Source organism: Kitasatospora sp. NPDC088264 (assembly GCF_040685715.1).
In the GTDB taxonomy this organism is placed as follows: domain Bacteria; phylum Actinomycetota; class Actinomycetes; order Streptomycetales; family Streptomycetaceae; genus Kitasatospora.
Genome location: NZ_JBFBIR010000050.1, coordinates 36,466 through 51,013 on the forward strand (window position 1 = coordinate 36,466; position 14,548 = coordinate 51,013).

Below are 14,548 nucleotides of genomic sequence, written 5' to 3' on the forward strand. Positions count from 1 at the left end.
CGTGCCCCCGAGACCCCCTTGGAGATTCCCGCCATGACCGAGCAGGCACCGGCCCGGATCGGCGTCACCGGATTGGCCGTGATGGGCCGCAACCTGGCCAGGAACTTCGCCCGCCACGGCTATCGGGTGGCCGTGCACAACCGCACGCTGGCGCGGACCACGGCGCTGCTGGAGGAGTTCGGGCACGAGGGCGAGTTCGTGGCCGCCGAGACCACGGAGAAGTTCGTCGCGGCCCTGGAACGCCCCCGCCTGATCGTGATCATGGTCAAGGCCGGGGCGCCGACCGACGCGGTCATCGACGAGCTGGTGCCGCTGCTCGACGAGGGCGACGTGGTGGTGGACGGCGGGAACGCGCACTTCCTCGACACCAGGAGGCGGGAGGCGGCCCTGCGCCAACGCGGCCTGCACTTCGTGGGCAGCGGCATCTCCGGCGGCGAGCAGGGCGCCCTGGAGGGGCCGAGCATCATGCCCGGCGGCACCCCGGAGGCCTACCGGGTCCTGGGACCGCTGCTGGAGGACATCGCGGCCAAGGTCGACGGCAAGCCCTGCTGCACCCACGTCGGACCGGACGGCGCCGGCCACTTCGTCAAGATGGTCCACAACGGCATCGAGTACGCCGACATGCAGCTCATCGCCGAGGCGTACGACCTGCTGCGGCACGGCGCCGGACTGCAACCCGACGCGATCGCCGAGGTCTTCCGGACCTGGAACGGCGGGCGCCTGGAGTCCTACCTGATCGAGATCACCGCCGAGATCCTCGCCCACACCGATGCGGCGACCGGGAAGCCCTTCGTCGACATCGTGCTGGACCAGGCCGAGCAGAAGGGCACCGGCCGCTGGACGGTGCAGAGCGCGCTGGAGCTCGGCGTGCCCGTCAGCGGGATCGCCGAGGCGGTCTTCGCCCGGGCGCTGTCCGGCAGCGTGCCGCTCCGGCAGGCCGGCCGGGGACTGCCCGGCCCCACCGAGACCTGGCTCGACAGCGCGGCGGCGGACCGGTTCGCGGACGACGTCGAGCAGGCGCTGTACGCCTCCAAGATGGTGGCCTACGCCCAGGGCTTCAACCAGATCCAGGCCGGCAGCGCGGAGTACTCCTGGCAGATCGACCCCGGTGAGATGGCCGCGATCTGGCGCGGCGGCTGCATCATCAGGGCCCGGTTCCTGGACCGGATCAGGGCCGCGTACGAGGCCGACCGGGAGCGTCCCACGCTGCTGACCGACGCGCACTTCCGGGAGGCGCTCGGCTCCGCGCAGTCGGCCTGGCGGCGGGTCGTCTCGACGGCGGCCCAACTGGGGGTGCCCGCCCCCGGCTTCGCGACCGCGCTCGCCTACTACGACGGCCTGCGGGCGGAGCGCCTCCCGGCCGCACTCGTGCAGGGACAGCGGGACTTCTTCGGCGCGCACACCTACCACCGTGTCGACCGGGAGGGGACCTTCCACACCCGTTGGGAGCTGGAGAGGCGCCCGGAGGAACAGCGCTGAGACACCTGAGACACCCGCAACCACCGTGCGGGAGCGACATACGGACAGACCGGCGCCACAGAAGGTGATTCCGCGGTCACCATGGGTAGGAGCGTGGCGCAAACCCCTACCTCCAGGAGACCCGCATGGCCCAGCAGGCCGACCTCATCCTCCACGGCGGCGAGATCGTCACCGTCGCCGAGAGCACCGGAAGCACCGCGAGCAGCGAAAGTGACGCCCGGCGCCCCGAGGCCGAGGCCGTGGCCGTCAAGGACGGCACGATCGTCTTCGTCGGCCCCCGGCAGGAGGCGCTGGACCAGTGGCGCGGCCCGCACACCGTCGTACGGGACCTCGAGGGCCGCGCCCTGCTGCCCGGCTTCGTCGACGCGCACGGGCACCTCGGCGGCATCGGCCTCCAGGCCACCATCGCCAACCTGCTGGCCGCGCCGGACGGCGACGTCACCGACCTCGACTCGCTGAAGGACAAGCTGCGCGACTGGGCCGGGAGCACGGTGGGCGCGGACTCCGAGTGGATCGTCGGGTTCGGGTACGACGACGCGATGCTCGCCGAGGGCCGCCACCCCACCCGCGACGACCTCGACGAGGTCTCCACGGACCGCCCGGTGCTCGCCATCCACCAGTCCTTCCACCTCGGCGCGGTGAACAGCCTCGGCCTGGAACGGCTCGGCTACTCGGCCGCCACGCCCGACCCCGAGGGCGGGGTGATCCGGCGGCGCGAACTCGCCGTCCCGCCCGCGCACGGCGAGCCCGACGGGGTCCTGGAGGAGAAGGCGTTCACCCCGGCCTCGGACCTGGCGCTCGCGGGGCTGCCGGAACGGGCACAGCTGATGCTGTTCATCACCGGCGCGGCCACGGCGGCGAGCTTCGGCTTCACCACCGTCCAGGAGGGCGGCACCACCCTCGCCAACCTCAAGGCGCTGCGGGACACGGCCGCCGCCGTGCCGTTCGCGGTCGACGTGGTCGCGTACGTGAAGGCCGGCGAGGCGACCTCCTCCGCACTGGACGACCCGATCGGGGTGAGCGACGAGTACGTGGACGGCGTCCGCGCGGCCGGGGTGAAGCTGGTGCTGGACGGCTCGCCGCAGGGCCGCACGGCGTGGCTCACCTCGCCGTACCTGACGCCGCCGGCCGGTCAGCCCGAGGACTACTGCGGGTACCCGGCGGAGCGGGACGACGCGGTGGTGGCCAAGCAGGTCAGCACGGCGGTCGAGCGGGGCTGGCAGGTCCTGGCGCACGTCAACGGCGACGCGGCGATCGACCAGTTCCTCCGGGCGGTCGAGGCGGCCGGGCCGGGCCGGCGCCCGACCGTGGCCATCCACGCGCAGACCGCCCGCGAGGACCAGGTCGAGGCGTTCGCCCGGCTGGGGATCGTGCCGTCCTTCTTCTCCATGCACACCTACTACTGGGGCGACTGGTACCGCGGGACCGTCCTCGGCGAGGAGCGGGCGGCCGCCATCTCCCCCGCCCGCTGGGCGCTCGACCGCGGCCTGCGCTACACCTCGCACCACGACGCGCCGGTGGCGCTGCCCGACTCGATCGCCGTGCTGTCCAGCCAGGTGACCCGGCGCACCCGAACCGACGGGGTCGTCCTCGGACCGGAGCAGCGGGTGTCGGCCCTGGAGGCGGTCCGCGCGATCACCCTCGACGCCGCCCACCAGTACGGCGAGCAGGACCGCAAGGGCAGCATCGAGGTCGGCAAGCTCGCGGACCTGGTGATCCTCAGTGCCAATCCGCTGACGGTCGACCCGGAGGCGATCCGCGACATCGAGGTCGTCGAGACGATCAAGGCCGGAACGACCGTCCACCCGCCGGCACCCGCCGCCCGGGCCTCCGCGACCCCGGCCACCGCGCCCACCCCGCAGTGGGGCTGCTGCTGAGCGTCCGGAGCCGGGCCGGGGAGCTTCCGACACACGCATTCCGACACTAGACGAGGGCGTAGAGCAATGGTGTCAACCACGCAGCAGGGACGGTTCGCAGGCAAGGCGGCCGTCGTGACCGGTGGGAGCCGCGGGATCGGCGCGGCCGTCGCCCGGCGGTTGGCGGGCGAGGGCGCGGCCGTGGCGATCGGCTACCGGGGCAACCAGGAGGCCGCGGACGCACTGGTGGCCGAACTCGCCGCCGCGGGCGGCCGGGCGATCGCCGTCCGGGCCGACGTCGCGGAGCCGGAGCAGATCGCGGCGCTGATCGAGCGGACGGTGGCCGAGTTCGGGCAGTTGGACGTGGTCGCCTCCTGCGCGGGCATCGAGTACTTCGGCGCACTGGAGACCATCACGCCGGCCGACTTCGACCGGGTCTTCGCGGTGAACACGCGCGGGCAGCTGTTCACCGTGCAGCACGCCGCGCCGCATCTGCGCGAGGGCGGCCGGATCGTGCTGACCTCCTCGGTGAGCGCCGGCAAGGCCGTCTTCCACCACACCTTGTACGCGGCCAGCAAGGCCGCCGTGGAGTCGATGGTCCTGAACCTCTCCGCCGAGCTGGGCACGAGGGGTATCACCGTCAACGCCATCGCCCCGGGCGGGACCGACACGGACATGGCCGCCGAGAGCGCGCCGCACTACGTGCACCCCGACCTGGCCGGCACGCAGGACCTGGCGCGGCTGCTCGGCACGCTGACCGCACTGCGGCGGCTGGCCCGGCCCGAGGAGGTGGCGGCGGGCTACGCCTTCCTCGCCTCCGACGACGCCGCCTACATGACCGGCCGCACCCTCCAACTGGACGGCGGGACGTTCTGAGCACCCCGCGCGGACCTTCTCCAGGGAACCGGGGCCAGCCGGCGCGGGCCAGCCGGCGCGGGCGGGCAGGCGCGGGCGGGCAGGCGGGGGCGGGCAGGCGGGAAGCTGCCGGTGGATCTGCCGATCGGCGGCGCGGCGCGGACCTAACGTTCGGTGCGGCGCCGGACGCAGCGGGGCGGGCGCCGCAGGAATCCCCCGCTGGCTCGTCAACTCCGCTGTCCCCGGAAGGACTTCAAGCCCACCCATGTCCAGACTCCGCTCCCGGGTCGCCGCCCTGGCCGCCCTCGCCACGATCGGGTTCGGCGCCCTCACCACGGGTACCGCCGACGCCGCCCAGGCCGCCGCCCCCGCCGCGGCTCCGACCGCCGTGACCGCCGCGCCGTCCGAGCCCACCCACATCCCGATGAACAGCCTGCTGAACCGCGACCAGGCCTGGTACTCGCCGAACGGCCACATCATGCTGGCCATGCAGGGCGACGGCAACGTCGTCCTGTACCGCGACACCACCCCGATCTGGGTCGCCAAGGGCGCCGTCCCCAACGGCAACGTCCTGGTCATGCAGGGCGACGGCAACCTCGTCGTGTACTCCGCCGCCAACGCCCCGCTGTGGGCCAGCAACACCGGCGGCAACCCCGGCGCCGAACTGGCCGTCTACAACGAGGGCGCGATCGCCGTCCAGCTGAACGGCAAGATCCTGTGGACCAGCGCCCCGTCGACGCCGACCCTGCCCAAGTGCCCGCCGTGGGGCCCGCCCTACCCGGGCCAGGTCACCTGGCCGTGGTGCCCGACCTGGCCCTTCCCGAGCTGACCCCCACCCCGGACGGTCACGCGACCGGCCCGTGCCCCCGCCGCCCGAACGGCGGCAGGGGCGCGGGCCGGTGCCGTGACGGTCGACCGGCGCACCGGCCGGCGGCCGTCCGCGCCTACGCGTCGGGCCCGTGGATGTCCTGGAGCGCGAGCCACAGCAGCACGTGGTCGGCGACGGAGCGCCAGCCGCTGTCGACGGTCAGCGAGTGCGCACGGTCGGGGAAGTGTTGAGGTCGCTCGTCGCCGTCGAGTCGTCGTACAGCTTGTACACCGAGCGGGTGACACTGTCGGGCACCATGCGGTCCTCCTGGCCGGAGATGAGCAGCAGGGCGCCCGCCGTGCGTTCCCGGTGTCCACCCTCCGGCGCGGGTGTGCCGCGCCGTCCGCACAACGCGTGCAGTCAGGCACCGTGGATGAGGACGACGGGGGTTCGGGTCACGGAACAGTCCCTCCGCGGGGCGTCGGTGGGTACCCGGCACAGGTGTGTGCGGGAGCGGAAGGGACCAGGGTCGTCCATCGGTGCCCACGGCGGAAACAGTCGAATGACGTAACGTCACCGAACAATGTCCCCGACCATGTCGCCGACCGTGCGATGCCCTGTCGGCGCCGCCCCGCCGTGTCGGCGCTCCCTGCCCGCCCGTCGGGGATGGTCGGGAATGGTACTGCACGGCCCCGGGGGAATGCCGCACACTGCCGGCACCCTCCTCCACGGAAGCTCCGGCGTGGGTACCATGCGCAACGTCATCCATTACTAGGGAGTGAACGGTTGTGACCAGCCAACCAGCCAGCACGCTCCGTACGCGGCTCGTCGATCAGGCCGCATCGGATCTGGAAGAGAACCGTCGGCGTCAGCAGGAACTGGCCGAGGAGGCCAGGATGCTGAAGCAGGAGGAAGCCCTCCTGGTCGACATCCTCCGCCTCGCCGAACGGTACGAGGGCCTGTCGGAGCCCGCGCCCCTGCCCGAGCAGGCACAGGACGAGCCCGTGCTCACCGGGGCGAAGCGACGCCGGGCGTCCGCTTCGACCCCCGCCCGCACACCCGCGCCGCGCTCGCCGCGCTCGGCACGGACGGGAAAGACCGCGAAGACCGGGAAGACGGGGAAGAGCGGGGCCACGGCGCGGACGGCGCGGACGGTGCGGACGGGGAAGCCGGCACAGGCCGCCGCGGCCGGGACGTCGCGGCAACCCCTGCTCGGAGAGCTCTTGTTGTCCCTGCTCAGCGGTCACGACGAACCGCGCCTGGCGAAGGAGCTGCGGGAGGAACTGCTGGCGAAGCACCCGGACCGCGCCCCCACCCCGCAGGTCGTGCGCAACACCCTGGAGTCGCTCGTGGCCAAGGGGAACATCCAGCGCCACAAGCAGCAGCGGTCCGTGCTGTACACCCTCGCCGAGTCCGGCCGGCACGCGCTCGCGGCGCAAGAGGACGCTCAACGGCCTTGACCTCAACTGCCGTTGAGTACGGGAGGCCCCCGATCCCGGGCTTCTCCTCGCTCGGCGCCCAGGGACGCGTATGTGTGTCCAACGGCCTCGCGTATGACAGTCATGTGTCTCGCCGATGCGGTCACGTGACTGTCATACGTGTGAGAGAGCCGGCCGGACGTCGCTCCATCCGTGCCTCCGGGGCGGGCGCTCTCCGCCGCCCCGTCCTCATCGCGGACCGGCCGTCGCCACCCCCTCGCGCCGGAGCGGACGCTGCCAGCCCGTCGCCCGTGCCGTCTCGGACGCGGCAGGGGCATGCTCCTCCAGCCTGTTCAGGGCGTCCCTGAGGGCGACCCACGTCGTGATGCCCGGCTTGGGGAAGATGCGGTACAGGTGGGCGCTGACGGTACGCGGGGATGCCGCCCGCCGGGGAAAGGGCGTTGGTCGCCTCAGGTCGCGAGGGGCAGGTCCAGGACCCGGCGCGCGGCGCGCTCGCCGGTGGCGAGCGCGGCGTTGGTGGTGCTGTAGGCGAAGTGGTCCCCGGCCAGTTGGACGGGGGAGGCCGGATCCAGGCTCGCGGTGAAGGCGGCGAGGTCCCGGTACCCGCCGGCCGGGCGGGCGAGGACCGCGTTCTCCCAGCGCTGGACGACGGCCATCTCCCGGTGGTCGTCGATGTGGGCGGCCAGACCCGGCATCACCTCGCCCACGGCCGCGCGGGCGTCGGCGATCACCGTGTCGTCGTCGAGGGCCATCCGGGCGGCGTTCCAGTGGTGCCGGAAGACCAGGGTGACCAGGCCCCGGCCGGCGGGGGCCCGGCCGGGGCCGAGGTTGTGCTCGTACAGCGCGACGCACAGGTCCGGGTGCTCCCGGCGCGGCACGGCGACGCCCAGGGCCGTCTCGGCGGGAGGCCGGCGCAGCCCGAAGGTGACGTGGACGTCGCTGGTGTACCGGACCCCGTCGAGGTAGCGGCGCTGGTCGTCGTCGAGGGTGGTGACGATCCGGGCCGCGACCGGGGCGGGCACGGCCACGACGCAGGCGCGGGCCCGCTCCGTCCGGACCTCGCCGTCCCGCTCCCACACCACCACGGCCCCGCCCCCGTTCCCGTCCCGGCGGACCTCGGTCACGGGGGCGCCCAGTTCGACACGGGTGCCCGGGGCGCGCATCACGGGGGTGTCGAGGAGGTGTCCGGGGAGGCTCCCGACGCCGCCGTCGAAGGTGAAGCTCGCGGCCCCGAACGTGCCCCACATGATGCAGAAGGCGCCGACGGCGGCGACCTCCTCGGCGGGTACGAGGAACTGGGTGCTGCACAGGGGCTCGATCAGGTAGTCCAGGAGCTCCCGGTCGAGCCTGCGCAGGGCGTGCTCCCGAGCGCTCTCCCCGTCGATCCCGGCGGCGCCGGACATGTCCTCCCAGCGCAGCCGGCGGCGGGCGGCCGCCAGGTCGCGCAGCAGGTTCAGCGCCTTGAACTTGGCGCGCCACCCGAGCAGTCCGGTCCGCAGGAGTCCCGAGGCCTGGACGAGTGAGAGCCGGTGCACCCGGCCCTCGCGCAGCACGCCCAGCTCGTCCGAACACGGGAGCATGCGCGTGGCGAGCCCCGCGTCCTCCAACAGTCGGATCATGGGCGCGTAATTCCGGGAAAGCCAGCTCGCGCCGCGGTCGACGCGATATCGGACGTCTCCGACCGGCACTTCGCGGGTGGACATCCGGCCTCCGACGTGGTCCTCCTTTTCGAACAGAGTGACATCGCAACCGGCCTGGCGCAGCCGAAAAGCGGCGGCCGCTCCCGCGATTCCGGATCCGACCACGATCACGCGGTCCTCACGGTCCTTTTCGGCCATGTGGCGCCTCCTCGGACATCCCGGTTCCCCGGGTTTCTTTTCGCGTGGGCAGAAACACTCTGGGACGACGCGGAGTTGTCCGTCAACCCCACCGGACCTCCTGCGGCACGACCACCATGGCGCTCGTGCCAGCACCTTGACGCCCCGTTGACACCCGTGGACACCGGTGTTGAGATCGATGCGAATCGAGGGCGGCGGCGGTGCGCCGCCGTCACCGTCGCCGTGTTCACGGCCTCCCACGCCAGAAACCGCGAGAAACCGCGAGAAGCCACAAGAAGCCGCGAGAAGCGAAGCACGAAATCCGGTGCGCCGCACCGAACGGACTGGCGTGTCGCCAGGGGGCGGTACAACGGCACTGATCCAATCGGCGAGGAAAAGGAGGTACCGCATGCGGAAGGAACCGCCGACGGAACGCGAACTCCCGGCGTACGGGGACGAAGTCCTCGCCTTCGCCCACCCCGCGCAAATGGAACGTCTGAACGCCCTGGCCGATTTGTGCGATCCCGCGACGACCGGCGATCTGGCGCGTTGGGAATTACCGGCCGGGGCCCGTTGTCTGGAAATCGGGGCGGGGGCCGGGACCTTGGCCCTGTGGCTCGCCCGCCGTCACCCCGAGGGCGAGGTGACGGCCACCGACACGGACCTCCGCTTCCTCGCGGGCCCGCGCCACCCGGCCCTGCGGGTGCTGCGACACGACGTGCGCACCGAAGGGTTCCCGCCCGACACCTTCGACCTCATCGTCGCCCGCAGTGTCCTGTGCCACCTGCCCGATCGCGCCTCGTTGCCGGGGCGCATGGCGTCCTGGCTGAAGCCGGGCGGCCGCCTGTACATCGAGGACCCCTCGTTCTTCCCCTCCGCCTCCTCCCCCGATCCGGTCGTGCGGCGTCTCGGGGCCGCCGTCACCACCACCCTGGCCACGACGCTCGGCAGCGACGTGGCGGCCTGGGCCCGGTCGTTCCCCGCCCCGCTGCGGGGGCTGGGGCTCGGCGAGGTGGGGATGCGGGTCCACTGCCCGACGCTGACGGCGACCAACGCGGCGGGGCGGGCCTGGGCGCTCTCGATCGCCGATCTCCTGCCCGCGATGGCACGCTCCGGCGCCCTCGGGGAGGCGGAAGGCGCCGAGGCGCTGGCCCACCTGCGCCGCCCCGGGTTCGTCGACACGGCGCACGCGATGATCGCCATGTGGGGCGTGCGCCCGGCGCGACGCCAGCCGGAACGACAAATGGCGCGACAACCGAAGGCGGGGGCCGCATGACGATCGACGTGCTCAAGGGCTCCGCGATCCGGGACATCCCGGCCCGCCACGGCGACCACGCCGGGACCGCCGACGCGCAGACCCTGCGGTGGGTGGAGGCCGCCGGCCTCTGCGAGACGTCGGCGGAGCTGCGCAACCTCGCGCGGATCCGTCCCGGGCTGTTGGCGGCGTGGTGCCATCCGCGGGCCGACCGGTCGGACAGCGCCCTGGTGGCGATGTGGATGGCCTGGCTGTTCCTCCTCGACGACCGGATCGACGAGGGCGACCTGGGGCGTGACGCCGATCGCCTGGAGGAACACCTGCACGAGCCGCTCGGCATCGTCTCGTACGGGTCGGCGCCCACCTCGCCCATGGGGCGGGCCCTCGCGGAGATCGTCGAGCGGGCCTCGGACGCCATGCCCGACGCCTGGGTCCTGAGGTTCCGTCGTCACGTGGCCGACTACCTGTCCGGCTGCGTCTGGCAGGCCGCCCACCGGCAGGCCGGCCACGTCCCGTACCCGGACGGGTTTCCCGCCTGGCGCCGGGCCTTCGGAGCGATCATGCCCTCGTTCGACCTCGTCGAGCGAACGGACGGCTGCTTCCTGCCCCCGTCCCTGTACTACTCCCGCCCCTTCCAGGAACTCCTCGTCGCGGCGGCGGACCTGGTGTGCTGGACCAACGACCTGATGACCGTGGAGAAGGAGGCCGCCCAGGGCGACCCCCACAACCTGGTGCTCGTCACCGCCCACCACGGCGGCATGGACCGGCACGCCGCCGCCCTCCTCGTGACGGACGCCTTCGAGGACCGCCTGCGCGCCCACGCCCGGGCCCGCCGCGAACTCACCGGCCTCGCCCGCGCGCTCGCCACGCCACCCGCCCTCCGGCGGCAGGCCGACCACTGCGCCGAGGCGCTCCTCGACTGGGCCCGGGGCCACCTGGAATGGGGCCTGAGCACGCCCCGGTACCGCACCGGAACGACAACAACCGCGCCTGCGCCCACGGGAGAGGACCACCATGCCGACACCCCCTGACCCCACCGGCCACCGCCCGGCCCGGGTGCCGGGCGGCGTCCCGCTCCTCGGGCACGCGATCCGGCTGGCCAGAGCGCCCCTGGCCTTCCTCGACGCCCAACGCCGCTACGGGGACGTGGTCGAGTTCCGCATCGGCCCCCGGCCCGCCTACCTCCTCAACCACCCCGACCTCGTCATGGCCCTGCTGACCGGACCCGGGGGACGCTTCGACCGCGGCGAGATCTTCACCAAGTCCCGCCCCCTGTTCGGAACCGGCATCGCCGTGGCCGACGGCACCCACCACCGGGACCGCCGCCGCGTCGTCCAACCCCTGCTGAGCGCCGCCCGCCTGCCCGGATACCTCGACACCATGGCCGAACTCGCCACCGCCCGGGCCGACTCGTGGCACCACGGCCAACGGATCGACCTCAACGCCGAGATGGCCGAACTGACCCTGAACGTGGTCGCCGCGACCCTCTTCGGCCGTCCGCTCCCCGCCGGCGCCGCCTCCGTCGTCCACCACGCCCTGCCGGTCGTCGTGGCCGGACTGGGCCGCAGGGCCTACGGGCCCGCCGCCGCGTTCCTCGACCGGCTGCCCGGCCCGGAGCGGCGCAGCTACCACACCGCCCTGAACGACCTCCACGGCGTCGTCGACGCCCTCATCGACGCGGACCCGCACAACGCCGCCCTGACGCACCTGTCGGTCGGCGCCGACCGGCGGCAGGTCCACGACGACGTGACCTCCCTGCTGGTCGGCGGCTCCCACACCAGCGGCGCGGCCGCCGCCTGGCTGTTCATCCTCCTCGCCCGCCACCCCGAGCTCCGCCGCCGGGTCCGCGAGGAGGTCCGCCGGGTCGTCGGCGACCGCCCCGTCGAGCCGGCGGACCTCCCCGCGCTCGTCCTCACCCACCGCGTCGTCCAGGAGACCCTCCGGCTCTACCCGCCGATCTGGCTGTTCCCCCGCCGTACGGGCAGTGCGGTGGAACTGGGTGGCCACCGACTCCCGCCCGGGGCCCAGATCTTCTACAGCCCCTACGCCCTGCACCGGGACCCGCGCTGGTACCGCAACCCCGGCGCGTTCGACCCCGACCGCTGGGACCCGCAACGGCACCCCGCTCCCCCGCGCGGCGCCTACCTGCCCTTCGCCGCCGGTGTGCACGGCTGCCCCGGCGGCGACTTCGCCCTGGCGGAGCTCACCCTCCTGACGGCGGCGGTCACGGCCGCCTGGCACGTGGACCCGGTCCCGGGCAGCCGCCCCCGCCCGATGGCGGCGGCCACCCTCGGCCCCGCGCCCCTCACCGCGACCGTGACCGCTCACTCCTGAGCCCGCCCCTGAGCGGCCGGTCACCCGGGCGTCGGCCTCCCCGCGCGGGCCCTCACGTCACCTCCGCCAGAACAGGTGGTGCGTCACCCTGCTCGGGCTGGGCACCACCTCCAGGTGGAACCGGTCCAGCAGCTCGTCGGGGGACTCCCAGAGCCGTAGCCCGGGGCCGAGTTCCACCGGCGACACCGCCACGTGCAGGGTGTCGACGAGGTCGGCGGCGAGGAACTGCCGGATGGTGCCGACCCCGCCACCGAGCCGGACGTCCTTGCCCTCCGCGGCCTCCCGCGCCCGGGCCAGGACCGTGGCCGGCTCGCCGTCGACGAAGTGGAACGTGGTGTCGGAGAGCGTGAACGACGGACGCTCGTGGTGGGTCATGACGAACACCGGGGTGTGGAACGGGGGTTCGTCACCCCACCAGCCGCGCCACTCGTCGTCCTGCCAGGGCCCGCGCTGGGGCCCGAACTTGTTGCGGCCCATGATCTCGGCACCGATGTTGCGCGCGAAGTCCCGCGTGAAGTAGTCGTCGAGGCCCCGGCTCCCCCCGGGAGCCGTCCGCATGGGCCAGCTCGCCGTGGCCCCGGCCCAGGCGAACAGCTTCTCGGGATGGTCATGGCCGAACGGCCGCTCGAAGCTCTGGTGCTCACCGGCACCGGCACCGACGCCGTCACTGGAGACGTTGAAGTTCATGACTCTGAGCAGTTGGTCCACGTGTTCCCTCGTCAGGTCTCGTCGTCGCGTCACCGTGCGGCGAGGCGCCGCACATCATGACGTCGCAGCGGACGCGGCCGAATCGACATCGGCCCGAAACTTCTTCTCGGGGTCCTGCTCATCACTCGGGGTTGGTGGGGGCGGTGGTGACGGCGACCGCGTTCGCTCCGACGATCACCAGCATGGCGAGCCAGGCCGCCGCGCCGAGGTGCTGGCCGAGCACGACGAGGCCGATCAGCGCGGCGAAGACCGGGTTGACGCTCATGAACACGCCGAAGAACTGCGTGGGCACCCGCCGCAGCGCCAGCAGATCGGCCAGGAAGGGCACGGCCGAGGACAGCACGCCGGCGGCCAGCGCGCAGGCCAGGGCGGCGGCGGTCGGGGGACGGAGCCACAGCACCACGATCCCGACGGGAAGGTAGAGCACCCCCGAGAGCGCGGCGGCGGCGGCCGAGCCCTCCAGCCCGGGCAGGCGGCGGCCGACGACACGGTTGAGCAGGATGTAGCCGGCCCAGCACACCGCCGCGAGCAGGGCCAGGGCGATGCCCGGGTAGTCGGTGGACGGCGAGGGCCGGGCCAGGACGACCACCGCGGCCGCGGCGGCCACCGCGCACAGGGCGTCGAGGCGCCGGCGCGAGCCGATCAGGGCCACCGCGAGCGGACCGAGGAACTCCAGGGTGACGGCCAGCCCGAGCCCGATGCGGTCGATGGCCGTGTAGAGGGACAGGTTCATCACGGCGAACACCACCGCGAGCCCGAGGACCGGACGCCACTGCGCCGCCGTGAACGACCGCGGCCGCGGCCTGCCGACCGCCCACAGCACCCCGGCGGCCACCCACTGACGGACGGCCACCACACCCGCGGGGCCGATCACCGGGAAGGCGAGCGCCGCCATCGACGCTCCGGCCTGGTTGGACAGGCCGGAGCCCAGCATCAGCGCCACCCCGGCCAGGCGCCCGTCACCCCGGGCGGTAGCGGCGTCGTGAGAACTCTTCAGCACCATGCCCTCCACAGTGGAGCCGACGTAGTCATACGCAAAATGCATTCACCGGCCCATTGATACGCTGGGCGTATGGATGAGCGACGACGAAGTCCCGCCGATCTGGAACTGAAGCACCTGCGCTGCCTGGTCGCCATCATCGACACCGGCAGCTTCACCGACGCCGGCCCCGAGCTGGGCATCTCCCAGGCCGCCGTCTCCCGCAACCTGCACGCCCTGGAACAGTTCCTCGGGGTGCGGCTGCTGCACCGCACCAGCCGCACGATCGCGCCCACGCCGGCCGGCGTGCGGGTCCTCGCCCGCGCCCGCGTCCTGCTCGCCGGCGCCGACGACCTGGTCGAGGAAGCGACCGCCGGCCACGCCCGGCTCCACCTCGGCCACGCCTGGTCCGCCTTCGGCCGCCACACCACCGACTTCCAGCGCCGCTGGCACGAGCGCCACCCCGAGGTCGAGCTGCGCCTCGTCCGCCACAACTCCCCCACCGGCGGGCTGGCCGAAGGCATGTGCGACCTCGCCGTCGTCCGCGCCCCGCTCGACCTGAAGCCCTGGTCACACGCCCTGGTCGGCCACGAACACCGCATCGTCGCACTCGCCTCCGACGACCCGTGGGCCCGCCGGCGCAGCATCCGCCTCGACGAGATCCCCGCCCGCACCCTCGCCATCGACCGCCGAACCGGCACCACCGCCCTGAACCTGTGGCCCGAGGAGCAGCGGCCCGCCGTCATCTACACCCACGACATCGACGACTGGCTCGCCGCCATCGCCACCAGCCGCTGCATCGGCGTCACCCCCCAGGCCACCGCCGCCCAGTACCGCCGCGACGGCATCGTCTACCGCCCCCTGCGCAACGCCGCCCCCGTCCCCGTCCACCTCATCTGGCGCCGCCAGGACCCCCACCCCGCGACCCACGCCGCAGTCGCCCTCGCCATCGACCTCTACCGCGAGAAGCCCGACTCCCCGCCGCCCCCGCGAAAGTGACAGCGGCACCCCAGCAGGG

Annotated in this window: 12 protein-coding genes; 9 read left to right on the top strand and 3 right to left on the bottom strand. The window is 73.4% G+C overall.

Features of this window, described 5'->3' with window-relative positions; genetic code table 11:
- Positions 1 to 33 precede the first annotated feature (33 nt).
- The 5 genes from gndA (at position 34) to AB0O82_RS29285 (ending at position 6,458) form a co-directional block, all read left to right on the top strand.
- Positions 34 to 1,479, top strand: a complete 1,446-nt coding sequence (gndA, locus tag AB0O82_RS29265; protein ID WP_363586920.1) for an NADP-dependent phosphogluconate dehydrogenase — start codon at positions 34 to 36, stop codon at positions 1,477 to 1,479.
- 125 nt (positions 1,480 to 1,604) lie between these two features.
- A complete protein-coding gene (locus tag AB0O82_RS29270; protein ID WP_363586921.1) occupies positions 1,605 to 3,356 on the top strand; it encodes an amidohydrolase in 1,752 nt (583 codons plus the stop codon).
- 114 nt (positions 3,357 to 3,470) lie between these two features.
- Positions 3,471 to 4,211 (top strand): SDR family oxidoreductase, encoded by a 741-nt coding sequence (locus tag AB0O82_RS29275; RefSeq protein ID WP_363586922.1) that lies wholly within the window; start codon positions 3,471 to 3,473, stop codon positions 4,209 to 4,211.
- Between the two features lie 244 nt (positions 4,212 to 4,455).
- Complete coding sequence (locus AB0O82_RS29280) at positions 4,456 to 5,019, top strand: hypothetical protein (protein ID WP_363586923.1); 564 nt, start codon at positions 4,456 to 4,458, stop codon at positions 5,017 to 5,019.
- Positions 5,020 to 5,786: 767 nt separating this feature from the next.
- Positions 5,787 to 6,458 carry a hypothetical protein gene (locus AB0O82_RS29285; protein ID WP_363586924.1) on the top strand — a complete coding sequence of 224 codons (672 nt, stop codon included), beginning with the start codon at positions 5,787 to 5,789 and terminating at the stop codon, positions 6,456 to 6,458.
- Positions 6,459 to 6,886: 428 nt separating this feature from the next.
- Here the strand turns inward: AB0O82_RS29285 and AB0O82_RS29290 are convergent, their stop codons facing one another.
- On the bottom strand, positions 6,887 to 8,275 hold the full coding sequence (locus AB0O82_RS29290; protein WP_363586925.1) for an NAD(P)/FAD-dependent oxidoreductase: 1,389 nt from the start codon (positions 8,273 to 8,275) through the stop codon (positions 6,887 to 6,889).
- A 388-nt stretch (positions 8,276 to 8,663) separates the two neighbouring features.
- Here AB0O82_RS29290 and AB0O82_RS29295 point away from each other — a divergent pair, with 388 nt between their 5' ends.
- From AB0O82_RS29295 to AB0O82_RS29305, 3 genes are read left to right on the top strand one after another with little or no spacing between them, the layout of a single operon-like run.
- Positions 8,664 to 9,530 carry a methyltransferase domain-containing protein gene (locus AB0O82_RS29295; protein ID WP_363586926.1) on the top strand — a complete coding sequence of 289 codons (867 nt, stop codon included), beginning with the start codon at positions 8,664 to 8,666 and terminating at the stop codon, positions 9,528 to 9,530.
- Entirely contained in the window at positions 9,527 to 10,540 is a 1,014-nt protein-coding gene (locus tag AB0O82_RS29300) for a terpene synthase family protein (protein WP_363586927.1), read from the top strand. Before AB0O82_RS29295 ends, AB0O82_RS29300 begins: the two co-directional genes overlap by 4 nt.
- Positions 10,524 to 11,843 (top strand): cytochrome P450, encoded by a 1,320-nt coding sequence (locus AB0O82_RS29305; RefSeq protein ID WP_363586928.1) that lies wholly within the window; start codon positions 10,524 to 10,526, stop codon positions 11,841 to 11,843. Before AB0O82_RS29300 ends, AB0O82_RS29305 begins: the two co-directional genes overlap by 17 nt.
- Before the next feature lie 57 nt (positions 11,844 to 11,900).
- Here AB0O82_RS29305 and AB0O82_RS29310 read toward each other — a convergent pair whose 3' ends face one another.
- Positions 11,901 to 12,551, bottom strand: coding sequence for a dihydrofolate reductase family protein (locus AB0O82_RS29310; protein ID WP_363586929.1), 651 nt, complete (start codon positions 12,549 to 12,551; stop codon positions 11,901 to 11,903).
- A gap of 121 nt (positions 12,552 to 12,672) precedes the next feature.
- Positions 12,673 to 13,485: an EamA family transporter gene (locus tag AB0O82_RS29315; protein WP_363586946.1), complete on the bottom strand. Its 813-nt coding sequence runs from the start codon at positions 13,483 to 13,485 to the stop codon at positions 12,673 to 12,675.
- Positions 13,486 to 13,623: 138 nt separating this feature from the next.
- Here AB0O82_RS29315 and AB0O82_RS29320 point away from each other — a divergent pair, with 138 nt between their 5' ends.
- Positions 13,624 to 14,529 (top strand): LysR family transcriptional regulator, encoded by a 906-nt coding sequence (locus AB0O82_RS29320; protein ID WP_363586930.1) that lies wholly within the window; start codon positions 13,624 to 13,626, stop codon positions 14,527 to 14,529.
- Positions 14,530 to 14,548 lie beyond the last annotated feature (19 nt).